The organism is Paenibacillus faecalis (genome assembly GCF_900289175.1).
Taxonomy (GTDB): domain Bacteria; phylum Bacillota; class Bacilli; order Paenibacillales; family Paenibacillaceae; genus Paenibacillus_AQ; species Paenibacillus_AQ faecalis.
Map to the genome: position 1 here is coordinate 763,243 of NZ_LT985747.1, position 21,857 is coordinate 785,099.

At 41.3% G+C, this 21,857-nt stretch carries 25 protein-coding genes and 2 pseudogenes; 8 read left to right on the plus strand and 19 right to left on the minus strand.

The window, feature by feature from the left end; all coding sequences use genetic code 11:
• Nucleotides 1-81 precede the first annotated feature (81 nt).
• Nucleotides 82-1,119: a LacI family DNA-binding transcriptional regulator gene (locus C8268_RS03695; protein WP_106766430.1), complete on the minus strand. Its 1,038-nt coding sequence runs from the start codon at nucleotides 1,117-1,119 to the stop codon at nucleotides 82-84.
• Between the two features lie 380 nt (nucleotides 1,120-1,499).
• A complete protein-coding gene (locus C8268_RS23455) occupies nucleotides 1,500-1,589 on the minus strand; it encodes a putative holin-like toxin (RefSeq protein WP_420094231.1) in 90 nt (29 codons plus the stop codon).
• Between the two features lie 264 nt (nucleotides 1,590-1,853).
• On the opposite strand from C8268_RS23455, the gene C8268_RS03700 reads away from it, so the two are divergent.
• Nucleotides 1,854-2,381 carry a GrpB family protein gene (locus tag C8268_RS03700; RefSeq protein WP_106766431.1) on the plus strand — a complete coding sequence of 176 codons (528 nt, stop codon included), beginning with the start codon at nucleotides 1,854-1,856 and terminating at the stop codon, nucleotides 2,379-2,381.
• A 139-nt stretch (nucleotides 2,382-2,520) separates the two neighbouring features.
• Here C8268_RS03700 and C8268_RS03705 read toward each other — a convergent pair whose 3' ends face one another.
• The gene (locus tag C8268_RS03705) at nucleotides 2,521-3,339 is read right to left on the minus strand and encodes a DUF2935 domain-containing protein (RefSeq protein ID WP_106769828.1); all 819 of its coding nucleotides are present in this window, start codon (nucleotides 3,337-3,339) and stop codon (nucleotides 2,521-2,523) included.
• 308 nt (nucleotides 3,340-3,647) lie between these two features.
• Between C8268_RS03705 and C8268_RS23590 the strand changes: the two are divergent.
• A pseudogene (locus tag C8268_RS23590) lies at nucleotides 3,648-3,849 on the plus strand (tyrosine-type recombinase/integrase); the annotation flags it as partial.
• A gap of 47 nt (nucleotides 3,850-3,896) precedes the next feature.
• On the opposite strand, the gene sufB reads toward C8268_RS23590, so the two are convergent.
• From sufB to C8268_RS03740, 6 genes are all read right to left on the minus strand, one after another.
• Complete coding sequence (gene sufB / locus C8268_RS03715) at nucleotides 3,897-5,294, minus strand: Fe-S cluster assembly protein SufB (RefSeq protein ID WP_106766432.1); 1,398 nt, start codon at nucleotides 5,292-5,294, stop codon at nucleotides 3,897-3,899.
• Nucleotides 5,295-5,315: 21 nt separating this feature from the next.
• Nucleotides 5,316-5,747: a Fe-S cluster assembly sulfur transfer protein SufU gene (sufU, locus tag C8268_RS03720; RefSeq protein WP_106766433.1), complete on the minus strand. Its 432-nt coding sequence runs from the start codon at nucleotides 5,745-5,747 to the stop codon at nucleotides 5,316-5,318.
• Nucleotides 5,737-6,957 carry a cysteine desulfurase gene (locus tag C8268_RS03725; RefSeq protein ID WP_106766434.1) on the minus strand — a complete coding sequence of 407 codons (1,221 nt, stop codon included), beginning with the start codon at nucleotides 6,955-6,957 and terminating at the stop codon, nucleotides 5,737-5,739. The genes sufU and C8268_RS03725 overlap by 11 nt, the downstream gene beginning before the upstream one ends.
• Nucleotides 6,954-8,258: a Fe-S cluster assembly protein SufD gene (gene sufD / locus C8268_RS03730; RefSeq protein WP_106766435.1), complete on the minus strand. Its 1,305-nt coding sequence runs from the start codon at nucleotides 8,256-8,258 to the stop codon at nucleotides 6,954-6,956. Before sufD ends, C8268_RS03725 begins: the two co-directional genes overlap by 4 nt.
• A 22-nt stretch (nucleotides 8,259-8,280) precedes the next feature.
• The gene (gene sufC / locus C8268_RS03735; RefSeq protein ID WP_106766436.1) at nucleotides 8,281-9,063 is read right to left on the minus strand and encodes a Fe-S cluster assembly ATPase SufC; all 783 of its coding nucleotides are present in this window, start codon (nucleotides 9,061-9,063) and stop codon (nucleotides 8,281-8,283) included.
• Between the two features lie 286 nt (nucleotides 9,064-9,349).
• Nucleotides 9,350-9,829: a Dps family protein gene (locus C8268_RS03740; RefSeq protein WP_106766437.1), complete on the minus strand. Its 480-nt coding sequence runs from the start codon at nucleotides 9,827-9,829 to the stop codon at nucleotides 9,350-9,352.
• Nucleotides 9,830-10,418: 589 nt separating this feature from the next.
• Between C8268_RS03740 and C8268_RS03745 the strand changes: the two genes are divergently transcribed.
• Nucleotides 10,419-10,799 carry a Na-translocating system protein MpsC family protein gene (locus C8268_RS03745; RefSeq protein ID WP_106766438.1) on the plus strand — a complete coding sequence of 127 codons (381 nt, stop codon included), beginning with the start codon at nucleotides 10,419-10,421 and terminating at the stop codon, nucleotides 10,797-10,799.
• Between the two features lie 140 nt (nucleotides 10,800-10,939).
• Nucleotides 10,940-11,983: an NAD-dependent formate dehydrogenase gene (locus C8268_RS03750; protein WP_106766439.1), complete on the plus strand. Its 1,044-nt coding sequence runs from the start codon at nucleotides 10,940-10,942 to the stop codon at nucleotides 11,981-11,983.
• Nucleotides 11,984-12,256: 273 nt separating this feature from the next.
• Here C8268_RS03750 and C8268_RS03755 read toward each other — a convergent pair whose 3' ends face one another.
• On the minus strand, nucleotides 12,257-12,559 hold the full coding sequence (locus tag C8268_RS03755) for a YunC family protein (protein WP_106766440.1): 303 nt from the start codon (nucleotides 12,557-12,559) through the stop codon (nucleotides 12,257-12,259).
• Nucleotides 12,560-12,743: 184 nt separating this feature from the next.
• On the opposite strand from C8268_RS03755, the gene C8268_RS03760 reads away from it, so the two are divergent.
• Entirely contained in the window at nucleotides 12,744-13,304 is a 561-nt protein-coding gene (locus C8268_RS03760; protein ID WP_106766441.1) for a hypothetical protein, read from the plus strand.
• Nucleotides 13,305-13,422: 118 nt separating this feature from the next.
• On the opposite strand, the gene C8268_RS03765 is transcribed toward C8268_RS03760, so the two are convergent.
• Nucleotides 13,423-13,803 carry a DUF423 domain-containing protein gene (locus tag C8268_RS03765; protein WP_106766442.1) on the minus strand — a complete coding sequence of 127 codons (381 nt, stop codon included), beginning with the start codon at nucleotides 13,801-13,803 and terminating at the stop codon, nucleotides 13,423-13,425.
• 199 nt (nucleotides 13,804-14,002) lie between these two features.
• On the opposite strand from C8268_RS03765, the gene C8268_RS03770 reads away from it, so the two are divergent.
• Both C8268_RS03770 and C8268_RS03775 read left to right on the plus strand, forming a co-directional pair.
• Nucleotides 14,003-14,419: a hypothetical protein gene (locus C8268_RS03770; protein WP_106766443.1), complete on the plus strand. Its 417-nt coding sequence runs from the start codon at nucleotides 14,003-14,005 to the stop codon at nucleotides 14,417-14,419.
• Nucleotides 14,420-14,625: 206 nt separating this feature from the next.
• Nucleotides 14,626-15,294: pseudogene (locus C8268_RS03775) on the plus strand (DUF444 family protein); the annotation flags it as partial.
• A 9-nt stretch (nucleotides 15,295-15,303) separates the two neighbouring features.
• Here C8268_RS03775 and C8268_RS03780 read toward each other — a convergent pair.
• From C8268_RS03780 to C8268_RS03795, 5 genes are all read right to left on the minus strand, one after another.
• Nucleotides 15,304-16,839: a recombinase family protein gene (locus tag C8268_RS03780; RefSeq protein WP_106766444.1), complete on the minus strand. Its 1,536-nt coding sequence runs from the start codon at nucleotides 16,837-16,839 to the stop codon at nucleotides 15,304-15,306.
• Nucleotides 16,840-16,919: 80 nt separating this feature from the next.
• The gene (locus C8268_RS22590) at nucleotides 16,920-17,093 is read right to left on the minus strand and encodes a hypothetical protein (RefSeq protein WP_158702663.1); all 174 of its coding nucleotides are present in this window, start codon (nucleotides 17,091-17,093) and stop codon (nucleotides 16,920-16,922) included.
• A 374-nt stretch (nucleotides 17,094-17,467) separates the two neighbouring features.
• Complete coding sequence (locus C8268_RS23290; RefSeq protein ID WP_272939317.1) at nucleotides 17,468-17,590, minus strand: hypothetical protein; 123 nt, start codon at nucleotides 17,588-17,590, stop codon at nucleotides 17,468-17,470.
• 215 nt (nucleotides 17,591-17,805) lie between these two features.
• A complete protein-coding gene (locus tag C8268_RS03790) occupies nucleotides 17,806-18,540 on the minus strand; it encodes a hypothetical protein (RefSeq protein WP_106766446.1) in 735 nt (244 codons plus the stop codon).
• Between the two features lie 126 nt (nucleotides 18,541-18,666).
• Entirely contained in the window at nucleotides 18,667-18,921 is a 255-nt protein-coding gene (locus tag C8268_RS03795) for a hypothetical protein (RefSeq protein ID WP_106766447.1), read from the minus strand.
• 259 nt (nucleotides 18,922-19,180) lie between these two features.
• Here C8268_RS03795 and C8268_RS03800 point away from each other — a divergent pair, with 259 nt between their 5' ends.
• Nucleotides 19,181-20,218: a hypothetical protein gene (locus tag C8268_RS03800; protein WP_106766448.1), complete on the plus strand. Its 1,038-nt coding sequence runs from the start codon at nucleotides 19,181-19,183 to the stop codon at nucleotides 20,216-20,218.
• Between the two features lie 194 nt (nucleotides 20,219-20,412).
• Here the strand turns inward: C8268_RS03800 and C8268_RS23050 are convergent, their stop codons facing one another.
• The 3 genes from C8268_RS23050 to C8268_RS03810 form a co-directional block, all read right to left on the minus strand.
• Entirely contained in the window at nucleotides 20,413-20,496 is an 84-nt protein-coding gene (locus tag C8268_RS23050; RefSeq protein ID WP_234032954.1) for a putative holin-like toxin, read from the minus strand.
• Nucleotides 20,497-20,615: 119 nt separating this feature from the next.
• On the minus strand, nucleotides 20,616-21,089 hold the full coding sequence (locus tag C8268_RS03805; protein ID WP_199794806.1) for a PAAR domain-containing protein: 474 nt from the start codon (nucleotides 21,087-21,089) through the stop codon (nucleotides 20,616-20,618).
• Between the two features lie 12 nt (nucleotides 21,090-21,101).
• Entirely contained in the window at nucleotides 21,102-21,839 is a 738-nt protein-coding gene (locus C8268_RS03810) for a stalk domain-containing protein (protein WP_106766449.1), read from the minus strand.
• Nucleotides 21,840-21,857: the final 18 nt, after the last annotated feature.

The following is a 21,857-nucleotide window of genomic DNA, read 5'->3' on the forward strand; positions in this document are numbered from 1 at the left end:
GTATTTCATACCGGCGACTGCTTTTCAAGGAAGGGCTATTACTCGATGTAATGTAATATAATATAACACAGAATATAAGTCTTATTTTCTAGAAAAATTAGTGGATTCCCGGATAATAAGTGAACCTGGGAGCAATATTTTGGTCGCTATCGGAAAATGTCCATCCAAATAATCCACGATTGATTTCGCTGCGACTCTCCCGATTTCGTACTTAGGAACCGAAACGGAGGTTAACGGCGGGGTTGTATACTGGGCCACATCGATATTGTCCATCCCCATGATCGCAATGTCTTCTGGAATGCTGCCATCATTCTCGACAACGGCACGCATGGCCGGAATAGCAAGCATATCACTGGCACAAAAAACAGCAGTCGGCCATTCCGACTTTGGAAGTCGACCCAGAAGATCCGACAGCAGTGTAAAGCTCCGGTCCACATTCCAGCGAGTATCCATCAGCCACTCCTTTCGCAGCTCAAGGTTGGCCTCCAGCATGGCAAATTTATACCCAACAAACCGTTCTTCACTTTCCATCTGCTTGGAATATGCGGGTCCCCCGATAAAAGCAATCTTCGTATGACCTTGGTCTATCAAATGACGTACTGCTGCCCTTGTCGAAAGGATGCGATCACAGTCCACAACGGGTATGCTCAGCCGTTCATCATTCAGACTTACCCCCATGAGCGCAATACCCTCCTCCTGGATCAGCTGAAACAGCTCTTCGTCGTACCAGCTGATGGCGACAATTCCTTGAACCTTTGTCTCTCTTAGCATCAGACGCATTTTTTCCGTATCACATACTTCTTCGCATGTACGAACGATTGCCGGAGGCTGACCAAGTTCCTCCATTTTTTTATGAAAACCGGCTAAAACCTTTGAAAAATAAGGGTGTTCGTCCATCAGAAGTTGGGGAACGATACACGCGATCCGCTTGATCGCTGTGCTATTCCCCACTGCGTTTCTGGATGATTCATCTAGTTTGTATCCAAGCTCAAGAGCTGCTTTCCGGATTTTCTGCTTGGTTTCTTCACTGACCGGACGGCTTATATCGTTATTAATTGCCCGGGAAACCGTAGATATGGATACGCCAACCCGCTCGGCAATATCTTTAAGCTTAACCAATTTCATCTCCTCCTTCGTAAAATTTGGAGCCAAACATACCGCCGGTCCATGATCATAGCATAAACTTTGTCAATTTAAGTCGTCAAATCGATAACAAACGCCGTCGTTTGCAAGAAAATGTAGGATCAAGCAGGAGTGTCCAAAGCCTTCAAACAATATATGATAAGCAGGCCCAGTAAAAGAGACATCGTTATAGTTTTTGCCACAGGGCAGTGCATTAGCTTCTTGAAAACGGGTAATAATATGGTACAATATGTATATAATAAAGAAGGAGCGAAGATGCGCTAACATCCTCACTCCTTGACAACAGCCGCTTTTAAGGGCGGAAGGCTGTTAACTAAGTTCCGAAATAGACCGCAATCCTTAGTCAGAGGGACGGTCTATTTCTTTTGATTGAAGGAGAGTACTAGCACAACCAATGTTGCAAATGAAATCATAAGCGTCAATGCTTGGTAGACCTCCACAGGCATCACCTCCCTTCCGGGAGATTAGCCGACCGCCCATATAGCCATTCTATTGTCATGGCATATTATACCATATTTAAGAGCGCCCTAATAGGCGCTCTTTTTTGCTGCTACAAGGTAATTGACAATACATTGATAGTGCCTGAAATGATTGAACTTAGTATGTGTACATATTTTCCTTTTATTGTATAATAGTGTCGCTCATGTATCACGAATAAGTTTCAATCGATAATTGCTTTACCATTAAGCACTTGAAAGGATCGATATATTATGAATTTAGGATTGAAACGAAATGAAGTTAAATTAGTACCTCACAATCAAAAGTGGTCCATGGAGTTTAAGGAAGTTCAAATAGATATTCAGTCTGCATTAGATCTAGATTTTGAAAGAATCGAACATATTGGCAGTACAGCCATTAAAGAGATTGCAGCCAAACCGGTACTAGATATTCTTGTTGGTGTTGATAATCTAGAGGAAATTGAAGAAATCTTATTTGATAAGTTTAAAAAAATTGGATTCTATAGGCTGAGAATTGAGAGGGAAAATGAAATTGTATTAGCAAAATTTAAAGATGATTCTTTTAATGAAAAAACTCATTTTATTCATTTAGTTCAGTTCGAAGGGGAAAAGTGGAGAGACTTAATTTTTTTTAGAGATTGTTTAAACTCTAATGAATCCCTAAGAAAAGAGTACGAGCAAATCAAAATATCGTTTGTTGCAAAGCAAAACACTGGAATTAATGAATACACAGATGCAAAGGAGGTTTTTGTAAAAAGGGTGTTCGATATGAATAAGTGATTCTTCTCCTTTACCCTTTTATCCCGAGTATGTATTTTAGGAGTTACACCTTTCCATAACTGAATTAGATTAGCACCTAAGGAAATAAGCCAACCAGACATCTCTGGTTGACCTAATAATACGAAATGTTCAGTCAATTTCAGAATAATATTTCTTTCCTGTTTACCTTCATACCGGACAATGACCGATCAAACATGTCAAGAATAAACAAGAATCTTTCTGCTTCACGGAAAACATGATCCGCTAACAAAGGATGAATGATACTTTTTATTCGGCACTCTTCAATTAAGTCACGTGCAGTTTTCTTAAAATCACGTAATGATTTTACTGAAACGCGATTTTCATCAACAAATTGACTTAAAAGCGGATGTGTTTGCGACTGAGGGCGCATTGAACTTAAATCGATAGCCTGATACATGAGCGTATCGAATTCATGACTAAACTCTCTTGCTTGCTCTACCAGCTTTCTTTCAGACGGATCAAGCAAATGACCTATAAACTTTGCATGGTCGGCCATAATTTTCAGAAAAAATACATTCTCATCAATAATCGCATCAGCTAATGGTTCAAGCCTTCCCTTATTAAGTTCATCTAATCGGTTACTGAAATATCTTGCTTCCCGGCTAATATGATCTACAAGCAGAGGAAAATTGTTACCTCCGGGAAGTTTACACCGCAATATCAGTCCGAGTACCTTCCGCTTAAATGCCCAAATGTGTGTGGCTGCATTGTAAACTTCTGAGTTAAACTGTCTTATGGTTTGAGGATCAGTATTTTCTTGATACATATGAGCTCTTCTTTCGATATCCTCAAAGATCGCTTGGAATTGATTGGCCTCATCAATTAATTGAGTGTCCTCGCACCTAAAACCTAAGCGAAGAAAGAAGGAATGTTCCTTCATAATGCGCGACCAAAAACGTATCTCATCTAATGAACGTACAACAAAAGGATCTGACATAAACATCACTCCATTCAGTATCCGGTTACAATGCATTGACCTAATAACAGATTTTATGGGAGTGGCTTGTTCAATATGATATCGGCATAAAAAAATGTGGGTTTTGTTAGAAAAAACCCACATTTTAATCACTGGGGACATATTGTCCAGCACTGATTCAATACCCGTCAAATTTACGGTAACCTGCTTAGTGTCCGTCCATTCCCCATACACAGCCTTCACAACGTTCTGGTTGCTGAAACACTGGTTCATCTTCAATTAACTTGGGGGGAGCTCCTTTATTTTTCTTAAAGCTTTGACAGGATTCGAAAGAAGTATGTATGCGGGCCACAGTCCTAGTATTTATCACCGCATGCTCTTAAACATACTCATGCTGTTCATCTACTCAAAGCTGGCGCAAATATAAAATACGTGTCCGAGCGACTAGGACACGCGAGCGTGAAAGTCACTGCAGACACGTATTTACATGTTACTGAAAAAATTAATCTGTACGAACAGTACGTAAAGTAAACGGACAAACCCCTAAATCAAAGTTGGAAAGCCCTGTTGCTTCAAGGTTATCCGATACTACCTTCCATCTCGAATTTGATGAGACGGTTCATCTCTACTGCATATTCCATCGGCAGCTCTTTGGTGAACGGCTCGATGAAGCCCATAATGATCATTTGCGTTGCTTCATCTTCACTCAATCCGCGGCTCATGAGATAGAACAGCTGGTCCTCGGATACCTTGGATACCGTAGCTTCGTGCTCCAGCATCACATCATCATTCTTGATTTCGTTATACGGAATCGTATCCGATGTGGACTCGTTATCCAGAATCAAGGTATCGCATTTTACGTTGGATTTAGCACCATCGGCGTTGCGGCCGAAGGAAGCAAGTCCACGGTAGGTTACCTTACCGCCGTGCTTACTAATCGACTTGGATACGATCGTAGAGGTCGTATCCGGAGCCAGGTGATGCATTTTGGCGCCTGAATCCTGATGCTGTCCTTTACCGGCAACGGCGATAGAAAGAACCGAACCTTTAGCACCGCGACCTTTCAAAAGAACTGCCGGATACTTCATTGTTACCTTCGAACCGATATTGCCATCGACCCATTCCATCGTTGCATTCTCTTCTGCAACTGCACGCTTCGTAACCAGGTTATAAATATTCGGAGCCCAGTTTTGAATGGTCGTGTAACGAACGCGAGCATTCTTCTTACAGATGATCTCAACGACAGCACTGTGAAGCGAGTTTGTACTATAGATCGGAGCCGTACAACCTTCAACATAGTGAACAAAGCTATCTTCATCGGCAATGATGAGTGTGCGTTCGAATTGACCCATGTTCTCCGAGTTAATCCGGAAGTAAGCTTGCAGCGGAATTTCACATTTTACTCCTTTTGGAACGTAAATAAAGCTGCCCCCGGACCATACCGCACTGTTCAACGCCGCGAACTTGTTGTCCGTAGCTGGAACGACAGTAGCGAAGTATTCTTTAAAAATTTCAGGATGCTCTCTGAGCGCTGTATCGGTGTCCGAGAAGATAACTCCCTGGTCCTCAAGTTCTTTTTGCATATTGTGATATACAACCTCAGATTCATACTGAGCAGATACACCCGCCAGGAATTTCTGTTCAGCCTCAGGAATACCGAGCTTATCAAAAGTTTCCTTGATTTCTGCCGGAACTTCTTCCCATGTTTTCCCTTTGCCCTCTGAAGGTTTTACGTAATACTGAATATCGTTGAAGTCCAGTTCATCGAGATTACCTCCCCATGTCGGCATCGGCATTTTCTCGAACTGCGCCAAAGACTTCAGGCGGAAATCAAGCATCCATTGAGGTTCGTTCTTCATTTTGGATATCTCTGTAACAATTTCGCGTGTCAGACCTTTTCCGGATTGAAAAATAGCCTTGTGTTCATCGCGGAAACCATATTTGTACTCTTCTAATTCAGGAGCTTTCTTAGCCATTCGTCTTACCTCCCTATCGTTCTAATGTTTCTCTTCTGTGCCTTCTATTCCTTTTCGCAGCGCATTCCAAGCCAGCGTTGCGCATTTGATGCGTGCAGGGAACTTGTTCACACCGGACAAAGCTTCAATATCCTCATAATCTTCAAATTCCACATCTTCGCCCTGCATCAGGGAGGAAAATTTAGAAGCCATCTCAAGAGCTGCTTCCAATGTTTTCCCTTTGACAGCATCGGTCATCATCGAAGCGGAAGACATGCTGATTGAGCAGCCTTCCCCTGAAAACTTCGCAGCCTTCACGATACCATCCTCGACCTTCAGCTGGAGTGAAATCCGGTCTCCACACGTCGGGTTGTTCAGTTCAATCGTGACAGCATCGTCATCGAACTTACCTCGATTGCGCGGATTTTTATAATGATCCATAATGACACGTCTGTACAAATCGTCAAGTTGCATCGCCAAAAAACTCCTTCGTTTGGATTAAGGCGCTGACAAGCCTGTCGATGTCTTCTTCTGTGTTATACAGATAAAAGCTTGCACGTGCTGTAGATGATACCTTGAGCCAGCGCATCAGCGGCTGACAACAATGATGACCGGCACGAATGGCAATCCCTTGTGTATCAAGCACCGTTGCGACATCGTGCGGATGCACATCACCCAGGTTAAAAGTAATGAGGCCAACTTTGCGCTCACGCGGTCCGTACAGAGTGATACCATCGATCTCATCCAACCGATCTATGGCATAAGCTGCAAGACGGCTCTCATGGCGCTCGATCTCATCCATGCCAATCTCTTCGAGAAAATCGATGGCTGCGCCCAGTCCAACCGCGCCAGCAATGATCGGGGTACCTCCTTCAAACTTCCAAGGAAGCTCCTTCCAGGTGGACTCGTAGAGACCAACATCGTTGATCATCTCACCGCCGAACTCTATCGGCTCCATCTTTTGAAGCAGCGCCTTTTTGCCGTATAGAGCTCCAATACCGGTCGGTGCGCACATTTTATGCCCGGAAAGGGTGTAAAAGTCGCAGTCCAAGTCCTGAACGTCCACCTTCATATGCGGCGTGCTCTGGGCACCGTCGACGACGATTACAGCACCGTTCTTGTGAGCGATCTCCCCAATCGCCTTTACGGGGTGAACCACCCCCATCACATTGGACACATGGGCAATAGCCACGATCTTAGTACGACTGGTTACCGTTTTTTCCACATCATCCAGATTTATCGTACCGTCCGGTTGAATCGGTATATATTTAAGCGTAGCGCCGACGGCCAAAGCCACCTGCTGCCACGGAATAAGATTACTGTGATGCTCCATTTCCGTCAAAACGATCTCATCACCGGGTCCGCAGACAGAACGTGCATACGATGAAGCTACCAGGTTAAGAGCCGTTGTCGTCCCGCGTGTAAAAATGATTTCTTCCGTGCTTTTCGCATGGAGAAAACGGGCTACCTTCTCCCTGGCTCCTTCATACGCATCCGTAGCACGGCTGCCGAGCGTATGAACACCGCGGTGTACGTTAGCATTCTCCCACTCGTAATAGCGGGTTACAGCATCAATAACGGCACGCGGCTTCTGAGAAGTCGCAGCATTATCAAGGTACACGAGCGGATGCCCGTTTATTTCCTGATGCAGGATAGGAAACTGTTCGCGGATTAAAGCGTTCATTGTCCTAGTTTCCTTTCAACAAGCCCTTGAAGCTGGTCACGCAGACCTTCTAAAGGAATCTCGCTGATTACAGGTGCCAGGAAGCCGTAAATAATCAACGATTCCGCCATTGTTCGGGATATCCCGCGAGACATCAGATAATACACCTGCTCCTGATTCACCTGTCCTACGGATGCCGCGTGTCCTGCTGTAACATCATCTTCATCAATCAGGAGAATCGGGTTGGCATCTCCACGCGCTTTCGGGCTAAGCATCAATACTCGTTCGGTTTGCTGCCCGTCCGCTTTGGTTGCGCCCTTTTCGATTTTTGTAATCCCGTTAATGATCGCCTGAGCTTCTTCACGCATAACGGCACGGGTGATCATCTGGCTTGCAGAACTTTTACCAAAATGACGTGCTTGAGTCGTGTAATTAATCTTTTGTGATCCGGAGCCAACAGCAATTACTTTCGCATCGGACTCAGATCCGCTCCCTTTCAGAACACTCATCGTATCGCTTGCAGTGTCGCCATCATTCATTTCGCCGACAATCCATTCGATAGCTCCGTCATTCTCAACAACGGCGCGGCGATATGTGATATCCGTCGTATCTGAAGACAGTTGGTGAACCGTTGCAAAGCGAACCTTGGCCCCGTTTTTAACGAAAACTTCAACAGCTCCGTTATGAGTAACATGCCCTGACAAACCATGAGAAATATAATTGTCCACATATGTGACACGGCTGTTCGCTTCAGCAACGATAAGCACATGCGGAGCAAATAACGCATCAGCGCGGTCCGTGAGCATGACAGCCTGCAATGGCAGTTCCACCTCTACGTTCTTAGGAACGTACAAAAATATTCCGCCATTCCAGATAGCAGCATGCAGCGCGGCGAGGGAATGCTCGTCACGCTTCACAGCCTCGTGTAAATAAGGCTTGACGAGATTCTCATGCTCTTTAACTGCTGTTTGCAAATCGGTAAAAATAACGCCCTGTTTAGACAGATCCTCCGATAGTTTCGAATACACCGTCCCTGAGTTTCGCTGAATTACGAGTCCGCCTTCTCTTGAACCCTCAACTAGCTTTGCGACTTCTTCAGGAAGATCTTCTAAAGACGAGAGCTGTTCACTTTCCTTATATTCACCAAATGCGTGGATATTCCAGCGGTCTATACGCTGTTTCTCCAGCTTAGGCAATTCCAACTGACCGGCCAGTTCCAGCGACGTCAGGCGGCTTTCCGTTACCCATGCAGGTTCCTGCTTGCTTGCGGACAGTGCCTTCAATGCTTCAATGTTGACCGGAAGAATCGTTTGTGTAGTCATTTCGTCTTCTCCTCCCGTCAATTTATGATTCTTGACCTACAGTTTCATCCGTAATACCCAGCTCTTCCTTGATCCAGTCGTAGCCTTCCGCTTCCAAGCGCTGTGCGAGTTCAGGTCCGCCGGATTTAACAATACGCCCCTGCATCATTACATGGACAAAGTCAGGTGTGATATAATTAAGCAATCGCTGATAGTGGGTAATGATTAAAAAGCTGCGCTCTTCGTTTCTCATGGCATTGACACCGTCAGCTACGATTCGCAGTGCGTCAATATCCAGACCGGAGTCAATTTCGTCCAAAATAACAACCTTTGGATCCATCATCATCATTTGCAAAATTTCGTTACGCTTCTTCTCACCACCGGAGAAGCCTTCATTCAGATAACGATGAGCAAATTCAGGATTGATATCCAAATCTTTCATCTTGTTTTCAAGTTGACGAATGAACTTAATCAGAGAAATTTCATTGCCTTCACCACGATGTGCATTAATTGCACTACGAAGGAAATCAGAGTTGGTCACACCTGCAATTTCACTTGGGTATTGCATAGCGAGGAACAGCCCTGCCAATGAACGCTCATCAACGCCCATTTCAAGCAGATCTTCACCATTCAAAACTGCGCTTCCTTCGGTAACTTCATATTTAGGATGACCCATCAGAGCAGAAGCGAGAGTACTTTTACCTGTTCCGTTCGGTCCCATAATGGCATGTACTTCTCCGCCATTCATTTCAAGGTTAATGCCCTTCAAAATTTCCTTGCCTTCGATTTGTGCTTTCAAGCCCTCAATGACAAACTTCGTTGACATATGATATTCCCTCCGTCGAAAAAAGTATTGTGGTGTATATATGATAACAGGATTGGTCGCCCTGGTTTATCACAAAACTTTATTTATAATTATTCTAATCTGATTCTCACTGATTCTCAAGTCATTTTATAATAAAAGGTGCTTTAATTCAACCGGACAAGCCAAACTGTGATATTTGTCATTGCGTAAAAGGTATAAAATCCACGATTTATTTTAAATTTAAAGAAGCTTGACCACATCAAGCGGCCAAGCCTCGGAATCACTCTTACTCTTCACTGTATTCTTTTTATTTTCCAAGGAAAGAACGAAGCATCCACATATGCTTTTCAAAATCTGTTTTAAAGCCTGTCAGCATATCTGTGGTAGGCATATCCTCCGCTTTTTCAGCGACTTCAATACCTTCCTGCAGCTCCTCGGACAACGTTGCAAAATCCTCGATCAGCTTCTGTACCATACCGCGGTTATCTTCATTGCCAGCGGCCTCCTGAATGGTAGCAAGCTCAAGGTATTCTTTCATCGTTGCCGCAGGCTTCCCTTTGATCGCAAGCAGCCGTTCAGCCACCTCATCCATCTTCAAGGTAACTTCATCATAGAGTTCCTCAAACTTGGAGTGAAGGGAGAAGAAATTATCACCTTTTACATACCAATGGTAGTTATGGAGCTTTACATATAGAACATTCAAATTAGCTACTTGCTGGTTAAGCACCTGTTCTACCCCATGGTTTTTCGTTTTGCTATCCGAGTTCGTTGATTGTGTTTTATCCATCGTCAATCCCCTTCCTTTTCCATACTTCATTCATTAAAAATGGCTTTTTAAGCCCGACATTGGCCTTGAACTTTTTACTTCATTACAGTGCACATTAGGAGTACACATTATCTGCAACAATAAACTGAGCAGCTACCTGTAGTTTACCCTACCGGCCTGACTCCGAATCAAAATAATCAACAAATTAAAGAACATTTTCAACTTCCTACATAAAAAATGCGTTTTCTTTTATATGACTTATTTTAATATGAAGTATGACCACCCGTCTAATGAAGTGACCCCATAAAGTTTAGACAGGTTAATTCTTTAGGCGACTTGTTGTGCATGAGTTCGATACTGTACCGGACTCATGCCTTTTAGTTTCGCCAAGTGTCGATTTCCATATTTGTATTTCAAATAGAATATCGCGCACACTTTCATTATATTGATTATAGATTGCTGGGTGTCATGGTGAGAATATGTATTTTTCTAGCAAACAGAGAACAACAAAAATTCCTAATTATGCAAAACTATTTACATTTAGTTTATTATGTTATACAATTCAATGTGTGAGAAAAATTATAGACAATTTATATATTTGGTGTTTTGAATGAGTAAATTTATACAAAAACTTGAACAGCAATTTTCTAATCTTATTCGAACTTATCGAAAAAATAAGATTGGAAAAGGCCCTGAAAAGATTAAAGTAACTTTTATTAGGAATTGGGCAATTGCTTATATGAGTGGATGCCTAAGTCCTGTAGAACGGTTTATTACCCGCTCAAAAGAAGGGCAAGATATGATCTGGCATGCGCGTACTCGCATGGTAAAAGAGCTGTACAACGAGTTTGCTCCCACTGAGATGGAACAACTGGTAGGAGTAAAATTTGTAAAGCTTTTTACTGATGTAGATTTAGAGAAAGATGAAGTTGTATCTATATTTGTTTTTGAAAAGCCCATAGATGGAACAGAAAATATGTTTTCCATATGACAAGCGGATGGTATACGGTACTTATGTGCTTAGTAACTAACCACTATCATTTTGGATAAAAGGATCAGCCAACGCTACCTTTTGACCAAAATATAGTGGTTTTTTATATTTATATTTTTCATTCCAAGGAGGAATACGTCATGAAAATTGTAGCGGTACTGCCCCCAGTAGTTGAATTGCCAGAACAATCTCCAGGGTATTTGTTTAACGTTGAGAAAGCTTATAACCTGCATGAGTACTTTGCAAGCAAGGGCCATGAATTCGTTACAATCAGCGACGCAAAGGAGTCTTTGGAGCCTCACTTGGCTGACATGTCCATCTTTATTTGTAGCCCGTTCTACCCTGCTTACCTGACAAAAGAGCTCATTGAGCGTTCTCCGAATCTCAAATTGGCTGTGACAGCTGGTGTCGGTTCTGACCATTTTGATCTGAAAGCTTGCGCAGCAAGGAATATCACGGTTGCAGAAGTTACAGGAAGTAACGTTGTAAGTGTGGCGGAACATGCTGTCATGCAAATCCTGATCTTGCTCCGCAACTTCGTTGGCGGTCACCAGCAAGCAGTAAGTGGCGAGTGGAGCCTGCCTAAAGTTGGTGCATATGCACACGACCTCGAAGGGAAGACAGTCGGTATCTTTGGATTTGGACGCATCGGCCAACGTGTCGCTGCCCGTTTGCGCCCATTCGATGTCAAATTGGTTTACAACGATCCATACCGTCGTGAAGATTTGGAAGCTCAGTTGGACGTTGAATACGTTCCATTCGACAAACTGGTGGAAACCAGTGATGTTATCACTATCCATGCTCCATTGACAGAGCAAACAGATACGCTGTTCAACCGCGATGTTTTAGGTCGCACCAAACAAGGTGCTTATATCGTTAATACCGCACGCGGAAAAATCATGGAAACAAACGCTCTTGTAGACTCCCTGAAATCCGGACATTTGGCTGGCTACGCTGGTGACGTGTGGTATCCACAACCTGCTGCTGCCGATCATCCTTGGAGAACAATGCCAAAACAAGCTATGACCATCCACTACTCCGGTATGACTTTGGAAGCTCAACACCGCATTGAGCTTGGAACAAAAGCGATTCTGGATAACTTCTTTGAAGGAAAAGCGCAAAAACAGGAAGATTTAATTGTAGACGGCGGAGAAATCGTCAGCCCAAGCTACAAAATCAAGTAAATCCACTTTATCCTGTCAACAAAAGACGAAAAAAGAATGGGCATATTAGTAAACTCGTCCATCTAACTGCCATCGAATCGGATAGGAGGCTACCCATTAGTTGAGTAGCCGACCTTCCGCACCAGCGTTCGGTATACAGGGTTCAATCGCTTGAGTGCAAGTTACGCAGACGCTCGTACTGCGCAGGAAAATCGTAATATCCTGCCTGTGCGAGCTTTTCGTTTGTAATCGAACATTGTAATATCGCGCTTCTGGCAATGCGCCAGTCGACATCTACAGCATCTTAAGGATTGCATCCCTGCCTCTTTGGCCAGGCTGAATCCCCCACTTCTCCGCTTCAACGGTAACTGACTCCAACGGCGCCTCAAGCAAATCCTCAAGTGTTCGAACTCCGACAGCTCTTCCGGCAATAATCTGACGGTCTGACAGCTTCTGGTTAAGAAGACCTACATCCAAAGCCCCGCACATGATATATCCGCGAGTTGTATATATGGCCAAAAGTGTAGTCTTGGGTAGCTTCACTTCCACTCCCATAACGGTATGTCCTTCAACTTCGATAGGCAGCAGTGTAACCATGAAACACACCTCCCCTCACCTGACTAAGATCATGTGTATTCTATAAGCGATAGTATGGTGCAAACGTCTCTGGCTAAAAAAACACTTTTATGAAAAACATCATGACATTAGGACTATGATTATCTGGAAGGTATGATATAGTGTAATTTAGGAATGATTTTGAAAGCTGGTGAACCGTATATTTATGAACAATAATGCAACTACTGATGAAAATGGCTTTTTATTTAATGTTGATATTTTAATAAAAAGCCGCTCAAATGCACTGGCTTTGCAGCAATTGCTAGAGATGCTGAACAATAATGAAGCAGTCATGGATTTTCGCATTAAATCAGGGATGGAGCTTGGAGAAATTATCGATACCCTGGTTCAGGCGAAGAAGCGCTCCGTCATCTCTAAAGCCAAAGCGCCAATTTCCATAGCAGATGAATTACCATCTAGCAATAAAGAATTTAACTCCAATAATCATTCAAGTAAAGGTCCAATCCTACCGGAAAAGGAAAAGAAGCCTGCTAAAAGCAGCGTTTCACCCCCTCCTGAGAATAACCCTTACGAATGGATTAAAATTTACTCAAAAGACAATCGCCTTGTTAGACTGACAGCTAACCGTAACGGCAAACAGATTAGTCTGCCTTGCCGTATCCTCAATTACGATGAAATCAATCAAATGGTAAATGTGTATCATGTGGATGAAAAACAGGTTTATACATTTAAGGTAAATGAAATTGACGAGTTCAGCGCCGGCTAAAACTAAAAAGAAGCGATTTTGTCGTCCCTTTTTTTAAAAGACGACGATATTCCTTCAAGAAAAACGGCTTCCCCTTCCTTAACTGGAACAGGTAAGCCGTTTTTACATTTATGTTTTGCTATGCTCTTTTTCCTGACCAGGCCGAAGACATAAGCACTAGCCAGCCAGCTATAAAAGATACGCCTCCAATCGGCGTAATTGCCCCAAGCCATTTGATTCCGCTCAAGCTCAGAACATACAAGCTGCCAGAAAAAATAATCGTCCCTGCGATAAACAACACACCCGCCCAGAACAGTTTTCTAGATTCACCGAACAATCCTGCCGCGATCCCCGTAATGATAATTGCAATACCATGAATCATATGATACTGGACTCCGGTCTCATATACCGATATTTCATCCGGGCTGATCTTTCCTTCCAGTATATGGGCGCCGAATGCGCCAAGAGCTACGGACAGTGCCATTAGGACAGCTCCCCAGGCAATAAAAACTTTTTGCATTTTTGTCAACCACTCCTTTAACGTTTACTCGTACAGTGTGTTATCCTTTAATCAATGTCTATTTATCAGTTTAACCGAAGGAATACACGTTTGCCACCAATCCAGCAGAAGCAAAAGGCTTGATTTCACGACAATTTTATGAAAAATTTAAAACAAATACGATAAAAAATTGCAGGAAAAAATAAGGAGAGAATACATAATGAAACATCAAACCAAGTCCCCACCACTGAATCAAAAAGAGCCACCAGGACAAACCGAAATCAATCCACCTGAGGATATTAAACAGTTCCGTTATGGCATTATTTCTTTTGTTATTTCCATAGTAACTTTGATTGGTTATATCCTCATGGCTTCACTCGGAACGACCATGATCGAGCCGTATATTACCCCTGATGGTAAAGTACTTCAGCCTTCCCAGGAATCGCTAGAAGCGATGACATCTTTGGCGGCCGTGTTTATTATCATTGTGACTATCAATCTGATCGGATTGCTCATTGGATTGATCGGAAGCTTTTCCAAAACCCATAAAAGATCTTACTCCATACTCGGCGCCATTATTAACGGTGTCGTCCTCTTTACGATTTTGGCCTTGTTTGTATTCGTTCTGAACGGTTAAGTTACATTCCCTGCCTCTTCAACATATGAGGGTGCAGGGATTTTTATCGTTTTTTTTTGGTGAAAGGCGGTTTAAAAATAGACCAAGCTCAAAAGCAGGTTCCCGGTATCTACACTCACATAACGAACGTTTACAGGAATATAATGGGGTACTACAGACCTTATAACCTGTATGAGGTAAAGGACATAGGTGGGAGGTGCTTGTCCGTGAAAAACGAAGATTCTCTGTCGTTCATCGTATCCCGTGAAGATTGGTCGCTTCACCGCAAAGGCTACCAGGACCAGGTTCGCCATCAACAAAAAATCAAGGATGTTATCAGACAGAACCTGCCTGATCTCATCACAGAGGAAAATATTATCCTCTCCGATGGCAAACAAATTATAAAAGTGCCGATCCGAAGCCTTGATGAATACCGGTTTATTTATAATTATCAGAAGCAAAAACATGTTGGGCAGGGAGACGGTGACAGCAAGGTAGGTGATGTTCTAGGCCGCGATTCTTCGCAGCAGCCGGGAAAAGGCGAAAAAGCCGGAGACCAGCCGGGATATGATGTCATCGAGACGGAAGTTAGTATTGAAGAACTTGAAAACATGCTGTTCGAGGAACTTGAGCTTCCGCTACTTCAGCCAAAAGATAAGGAGGCGATCGAAACTCATTCCATCGTCTTTAACGATATTCGAAAAAAAGGGATTGTATCGAACATCGATAAAAAAAGGACAATTTTGGAGAACCTCCGTCGTAATGCCATGGCCGGAAATCCGGGCATCCACCGCATCAGTCCCGATGATCTGAGGTTTAAAACGTGGGATGACACGGTGATTCCGGAATCCAACGCGGTCATTATCGCCATGATGGATACTTCGGGTTCGATGGGTGTTTCATAATTAACTACTGAAATCATAGATGTATTCAATCACTGAATGCTCACCTTTTATTGTTATCTTGCTAATAATGTCATGAAGCAATACCCTTAAACGCTGTGTATCATCAACCTTTACCTCGTTAAACTCCTCAATTATATATTGAAGGGATGAAGCTTCGGTAATCTTTTCCTCGATCCCTTTGATTTGATTCTCAATTAATACAAGTTCATCATCCAGAGCTGCTATTTTATTCTTTAATTCAATCATCTGAGAGCGATACAACTCTTCTGTGAAAAGTTCACGTTGATTAAATATATCCTTCTGATCTTTAATCAATTTGTCTCGCTTAATGTTGACCGCTTTAATTTCCTTTCTCAGATTATTGACATCCTCTTCCCTATTTGCAGTTAACAATAACGAATGTTTAGGTAGACTCCCTAACTTGTCTCTTACATCACTTAAAATTGCTGCTTCAAGTTCATCAGCATTTATATTAGCTTGGGGACAGGAATCCCGACCATATTTATGATAAGTTTTACAAATGTAATAACGATATTCTTTATTGCCATGTGTGCGTTTTTGACATACCATTCCTACGCCACAGATCCCGCATACAAGTATACCCGTTAACGGATGATGGGCTCTTTTAATCCCTCTTTCATGTGTACGAGATGCCAATATTTTTTGGGCTTTATAAAACATTTCCTTGTCCACCAATGCAGGATGAGCATCTTCAACTATTTGCCATTCACTTCTATTCATTTTTATCTGTATCTTCTTTTTGGTCATTGCTCCTCTTTCATCGTACTCCCGCTTCAATACATTCCTTCTTGTTCCATAAGCAACTTGTCCAATGTAGGCCGGATTTCGAATAAGTCTATTAACTGTTTCTCTACTCCACAGCTTTCCATTCTTTGTTAGCACGCCCTTTTTGTTTAAATATTCAGCAATTTTAAAAGTACCCATTCCTTTATTGACATACAGATCAAAAACAAGTGGAGGAATCTTCCCTAGTTCTTCATGAATGACTAATTTTTTAGTTTCTGGATTAACCCGATAACCAAAGGGAGGTTCACCGTTCCATTGCCCTCTCGCTGCTTTCTGCTTTCTTGCACTACTCACACGTACAGATATCTTCTTGCTTTCCTGTTCAGACAAAACGGAAAGAATATCAAATGTAATATTGTCTTTATTCAGAGAGTCGTAATTATCATTAATCGCAATAACTCTTACTCCGTACTGTTCGAACATCCCAATGATAGCCGGATTTTCTTGTTTATCTCTTCCCACACGGCTAACTTCTTTGAAGACAAGTAATTGAATCCTTCCTTCTCTTGCGTCTGTAATTGCCTTCTTCATTTCTGCCCGATCAAATACACTGGTGTAATATCCTGATACAGCTTCATCTGGATAGACAGTTATGTCATCGGAATCATATTCATCCCCTAACCGTCTAATATACTCTCTTGCTTGGTCTACTTGATTCTCTATTGAGTCTCCCTGACGGTCTGTACTTACCCTTGCATAGATGCCACATTTAATTTTATCAATTACCATTTAACAACCTCGTTTTCATAGTTAGTTAATGACACACCTATTATTAATTATACGTATAATGTTAACTAAATAACACCCTATTATTGGGTGTCATTGATTTTTTCGTTATTTGTTTTATATGTATTATTGGGTATCAGTTCAACATTAATTTCTAAACCATATTTATCCTTAGCAAACTCCTTTAATTTCTCTGCATACCATTCATAAGGTGACCTTGAGCCATTAACTGATGAAACCGTGATTGCTATCCTCAACCCCTCCCCTCATTCTAAAGGTTATGAATTGAAGAACTTGTCTCATTCGATATATTTGATTTCCATTCAATATGTATAATCCACTTTCTTTTTATGTATTTTTATCTAATTAAACTATCCCTAATTTCGTGTAGGTTGTATATTCAACATATCCCAATAACCTACGGAATTTTTCCGTTAGTTAAATCAATGTGTAATTTTCGGATATGGTGATTTCGCCATGTCTAATCTTGTGATCACGAACAGTATTTAGATTGTGCGTTCCACCGCAACTGAAAAGTTGTACACTCCGTACAACCCTATATCTTCTAGTCTTCGCTTAAATCAATTTGATTTCCACAGAACCTCTGGGACTATCGTCCGTAGGGTCTACCCTATTCCTCTTCCATTTCATTCTCTATGTATTCAAAATAATCACATTCACTCTCACCATAATTATCATGGACGTACACACGCATTGTACGCCCGTCTAAGCCTGTAATATGTATCTGCTTCATTCTATACCCCTTCGTTGTAAAACTCTCGTAGAAACGCTTCTGTTACGTCTGGTATGTAATAATTGTTCAAGAACTCTCTAACGATATCAATTGGATAATCTTCATCCCTTAATAATGTCTTGATAAAACTTATAGGTTCCAAATGTAAACCGTCTGTACTCAACTGTCCCGCTACTAGTCCATATTCCTCTAACAAGCTGCTTAAATTGAGTTGATTAACCGTTTTTGACATCTCCTTTTAGTTTTTTGATTAAATCAGCAATGTACATCATTGTATGGCTCTTTTGATAAAACCGACTTTCCGCTCTACATGTACTCTCCAATCTATCAAATAACTGTTCTTCATATTCAACAAAGTCTGGTTTTTTTGATATGAACTTTTCCCATCTTATTGGTCTGCCAGTTTCAAGTTCATCCTTAAAATAATTGCGAACTGATCTGCCCAATGGAGTAATCCATATTGACCTTTTTCTATAATCCCTCTTTATGACACTATAGATATAATTCTTATTTCTAGTCTCATATGGAACATATGTTGTGCCGATGTACAACAATCCGTGTTTATTCAACTTTCTTATAGCGCGTCTGTTTGCTTCATCTGCTGAACGAGTCCTATCCACTGGTTCCAAGACTAGCCCTTTTTCATCTTCATGGGGAGCCATTTGTAGGGCTCTCCTCTCCAACCTGCCCAATCGTACTTTCTGGAGACTACTAATATTCTGACAAGCCGATCCTAGTGAACAATAGTCACAAGGTAGAAATGCCTTAGCAACGTTCAGAACTTCCTCTACTTTGTAAAGTCTGCTCTCATGATTATCATTAAGCCTCTTTAACAAAGGACATGTTTGACCTGTAATTTCGCATTTAATGTTGTGGAGTGCGTCATATTGATCTGTTCCACAACTTTTAATGTTACTTGTTGTTTCATTTAATGTTGTGTCTTTGCCCATTTTGTCCCTTTTATAATTTTGATTTGTATATGTTTATTTTATTTAGATCATCAAAATGATGAATCGTCAATACTAACCATGTTGGTTAATCCTTTCCCAACAAGTTGGGAAACGTCATTTTGACTCCTACCCAAGAATCTCTACTAAATATTGATATGTGTCTCTTGTAATGCCATTCTGGTCAAAGTGCTTGTCCACCTTATCTAGTACATGATCATGCACATGGTCAGCAATCCCGTAGCTTTTCACTACATCGAGAATATTCCGAACCAGTCTATCCATGTCATGAAGAGAGTCTTCAAAAGCGTCTATTTCATCCTTACACTGTTCTAATTGCTTGTCCTTTACTTTGAATAATTCATTGTAGATTGTATTATCCATTTGCAGCTCCTTTTTATGTGGTTCTTAGTTAATAAAACACATCTTTCATCAAGATTTATGAATCTCCCTATGCTCTAATCCATTGATCCACCTCACTACTGTTTGAATTGAAGCGGGATACTTATCCGCTCCCAAAGTTATAATACCATAATATATTTGTTTTGTATATGTTTATCTATATAAGCTCTCATATTTCAACTATCTATAGTTTCTATGTGTTAAAATCAGGTAAACACAACTTCAATGGACGGTGAATTTGATGCAACTTAATTGGAGAATACCCACAAACATTCTTTTTAGCTGTGACAAGCCTGAAGACTTAGAGTTACCGAAGTTTGATTATGTCTATAAAAATCGTGTGAAAATAGATGTTTCGCTTCAATCTTCAACGCCTGTTCACGATTTCCAATACAAAGAAAGTAAAATCAAGCCGTTTAGACATATGGATATGATCAGTATTACTGCTATTGATCTTGAAAATACTGAATATGCAAATCCATTAATCGCCCATCTGAGTGATAACAACAACGAAAAGTTATTCAAAGAGATTTTAGCTATCACAAACAAAATTATGTACACAATTCGTAATTTTGGATTTGTCCCCTACATACATGAATTTTTTTATGAATTTAATGAATTCGAAAAAGTAATATTTCTATGGAAGGTACACAAATCACATGATCATGGAGATAATTGGATTCCAGTAATTCCTATTGATTTTGAAGATGAGGTTAAGAAATATTATTTTTCGTTACAAAATAGAGAAACAATTCAAAGAGTAGAACTGGAAATAGCAAGATGGAACAATATCAAAGCTGCATTGCAAAATAAAATTCCGCTACCTCCAGAAAGAGAGTTTATAATTAATGCAGCTGGTCACATTGGCTCTAATAACTACAGATTAGCAGTAGCCGAATCAGTAATAGGTTTAGAAATTGTGCTTAACCAGTTCTTACACTTATATCTTCGTAAATATAAGGGGTTTAGTGAAAAGAAAATAAAGAAGTTTTTGCCTAATGAATTCACGCTTTCCATGAAACTGTCTGGTCTATTAGAGCTAACCCTCAGTAATCGAAGTTTAGAAAATATTGATATTGAGAGAGTAAGAGAAGTCGTTAAATGGAGGAATGACGTTATGCATTCAACCGGAAACTTAGAAAGAGGGAAGAATCATGACTATATCATTAACTCAGTAAATCACGTCTTCCAGCTTTCAGCTTTACTCAGAAAAAAAATCACTGAACTTGAACTGCTTGATGAAAACAGTACAATAAGCAAACTTTTCCCTCTTATGTAAAAAGTAATCTTGGACATTTGCGCATTCACAATGCTTGAAAACGGGTAATAATGTTGGTACAATATGTATATAATAAAGAGGAGCGAAGATGCTACCAACATCCTCACTCCCCTAACAACAGCCGCTTTTAAGGGCGGTAGGCTTAAAAAGGTGTTTAGTCCAAGTAACAGACCGCTACCTTTCCGTGGGGCGGTCTATTTCTTTTTGATGTAGGTCAGAAGCGCCAAAATGAACATGCCGAACATCAGCATTAACGTAATAGCATCTTTAACCTCCACTGGCATCACCTCCCTTCCGGGAGACTAGCCGACCGCCCATATTAGCCATTCTATTGTCATGGGTAATTATACCATAATAAAAAGAGAGCGCCTATAGTAGACGCCCTCTCTGTTACATGCTAGTTGACAAGCACATTACTGCTACCTGATGTTATTGAGCTTTGTGTTCCTAAGTGAGTGTTGACCCTTGAACCTATATGAGCCAATGCCCTACCATTTACAAATACATTTGGACTTCCCACCGCAACGCTTCCCTGTCCACTACCAGATGTTCCTGGACTTATAGAGATGATTGAACCACCATTCTTTGGGCTTGGAGAAGGGTCAGCTACCCACTGTTCTGATGTGGGATCGCCCACAGTTAAAACCGATAACCCATTAACAAAGACATTATGTGAACCACTTACTGTTCCAGTTATTTTGGCATTTGTGTAATGGGTTATAGTAGTGTATACGTCTCTCTCACTGGTACAATTACCATATTCGTCCCTACTGGCACACTCTGTACCAATCTTATATTTCTCTACATATGATACATGACTTGATTTACTTGCTTGCTGGATCGGTGCGTTGTTTAATGCAACTCCGGGCATTTAGTCCCTCCTCTACATCATATACGCTTCTAAGCCCAGTTCGAAAATAGAATTCTTTTGAGCATAGTCAATTGGAAGTAGACCGTTTTTATCTTTAATTGTCGCATCTGCTTTTAAGTTCTTTAACTCAGAAAAATAGAAGACATTCTTCTCAATTACACTTGTATGAAGCGGCGTTTTCCCATCTTTGTTTTGAATATCTACGTTGAGTGCATTTCTGTTGATGGCCTTATATGCCTCGAAATTGTCTTCCAAGATCACATAATGAAGCAGTGTGTTCCCAGCCTCGTCATGCGAATTCACGTCAAGTTTCCCGCTGTTCAAGTCTGCGCGAATCTTGCTAGCGTCCAACTTTCCATCGGTTGAATATGTCTCTCTCAAGTTTTTAACGTACACTCCCTTACTATTAGATTTGCCTTTGTTACTCGCATTGTCTGTCTTACTGCCTGAATTATTAATTGATGTACTTGAACTTGTGCTTGACTCTTTCAGCTCAATCTTAGAAGAAGTCACCGAAGCTACATCATACCCCAATACATTTGCCGTATCACGTACAGGTAAATACGTTCTGCCTTTTACGTTCAGTGGCTTATCTGTTAATTTTGCCTCTTCCCCATCTACGACAATTTTAACATCATAGACAGTTGCTTTAAGGTAGGATGCAGCACCAACTACTGTACCAGCGGTTAATGCCACACCTACAAACAAACCTAGTGCAAATGTTGGAACTTTTGAAACGATTTTTTTCATGTTATGTACCTCCGATAA

What these genes read in the sequence shown, in the direction of transcription:
- C8268_RS23455 (WP_420094231.1), bottom strand. Translation starts at nt 1,589, where the DNA reads ATGCCTGTGGAGGTCTACCAAGCATTGACGCTTATGATTTCATTTGCA.
- C8268_RS03700 (WP_106766431.1), top strand. Translation starts at nt 1,854, where the DNA reads ATGAATTTAGGATTGAAACGAAATGAAGTTAAATTAGTACCTCACAAT.
- C8268_RS03705 (WP_106769828.1), bottom strand. Translation starts at nt 3,339, where the DNA reads ATGTCAGATCCTTTTGTTGTACGTTCATTAGATGAGATACGTTTTTGG.
- sufB (WP_106766432.1), bottom strand. Translation starts at nt 5,294, where the DNA reads ATGGCTAAGAAAGCTCCTGAATTAGAAGAGTACAAATATGGTTTCCGC.
- sufU (WP_106766433.1), bottom strand. Translation starts at nt 5,747, where the DNA reads ATGCAACTTGACGATTTGTACAGACGTGTCATTATGGATCATTATAAA.
- C8268_RS03725 (WP_106766434.1), bottom strand. Translation starts at nt 6,957, where the DNA reads ATGAACGCTTTAATCCGCGAACAGTTTCCTATCCTGCATCAGGAAATA.
- sufD (WP_106766435.1), bottom strand. Translation starts at nt 8,258, where the DNA reads ATGACTACACAAACGATTCTTCCGGTCAACATTGAAGCATTGAAGGCA.
- sufC (WP_106766436.1), bottom strand. Translation starts at nt 9,063, where the DNA reads ATGTCAACGAAGTTTGTCATTGAGGGCTTGAAAGCACAAATCGAAGGC.
- C8268_RS03740 (WP_106766437.1), bottom strand. Translation starts at nt 9,829, where the DNA reads ATGGATAAAACACAATCAACGAACTCGGATAGCAAAACGAAAAACCAT.
- C8268_RS03745 (WP_106766438.1), top strand. Translation starts at nt 10,419, where the DNA reads ATGAGTAAATTTATACAAAAACTTGAACAGCAATTTTCTAATCTTATT.
- C8268_RS03750 (WP_106766439.1), top strand. Translation starts at nt 10,940, where the DNA reads ATGAAAATTGTAGCGGTACTGCCCCCAGTAGTTGAATTGCCAGAACAA.
- C8268_RS03755 (WP_106766440.1), bottom strand. Translation starts at nt 12,559, where the DNA reads ATGGTTACACTGCTGCCTATCGAAGTTGAAGGACATACCGTTATGGGA.
- C8268_RS03760 (WP_106766441.1), top strand. Translation starts at nt 12,744, where the DNA reads ATGAACAATAATGCAACTACTGATGAAAATGGCTTTTTATTTAATGTT.
- C8268_RS03765 (WP_106766442.1), bottom strand. Translation starts at nt 13,803, where the DNA reads ATGCAAAAAGTTTTTATTGCCTGGGGAGCTGTCCTAATGGCACTGTCC.
- C8268_RS03770 (WP_106766443.1), top strand. Translation starts at nt 14,003, where the DNA reads ATGAAACATCAAACCAAGTCCCCACCACTGAATCAAAAAGAGCCACCA.
- C8268_RS03780 (WP_106766444.1), bottom strand. Translation starts at nt 16,839, where the DNA reads ATGGTAATTGATAAAATTAAATGTGGCATCTATGCAAGGGTAAGTACA.
- C8268_RS23290 (WP_272939317.1), bottom strand. Translation starts at nt 17,590, where the DNA reads ATGAAGCAGATACATATTACAGGCTTAGACGGGCGTACAATGCGTGTG.
- C8268_RS03790 (WP_106766446.1), bottom strand. Translation starts at nt 18,540, where the DNA reads ATGGGCAAAGACACAACATTAAATGAAACAACAAGTAACATTAAAAGT.
- C8268_RS03795 (WP_106766447.1), bottom strand. Translation starts at nt 18,921, where the DNA reads ATGGATAATACAATCTACAATGAATTATTCAAAGTAAAGGACAAGCAA.
- C8268_RS03800 (WP_106766448.1), top strand. Translation starts at nt 19,181, where the DNA reads ATGCAACTTAATTGGAGAATACCCACAAACATTCTTTTTAGCTGTGAC.
- C8268_RS03805 (WP_199794806.1), bottom strand. Translation starts at nt 21,089, where the DNA reads ATGCCCGGAGTTGCATTAAACAACGCACCGATCCAGCAAGCAAGTAAA.
- C8268_RS03810 (WP_106766449.1), bottom strand. Translation starts at nt 21,839, where the DNA reads ATGAAAAAAATCGTTTCAAAAGTTCCAACATTTGCACTAGGTTTGTTT.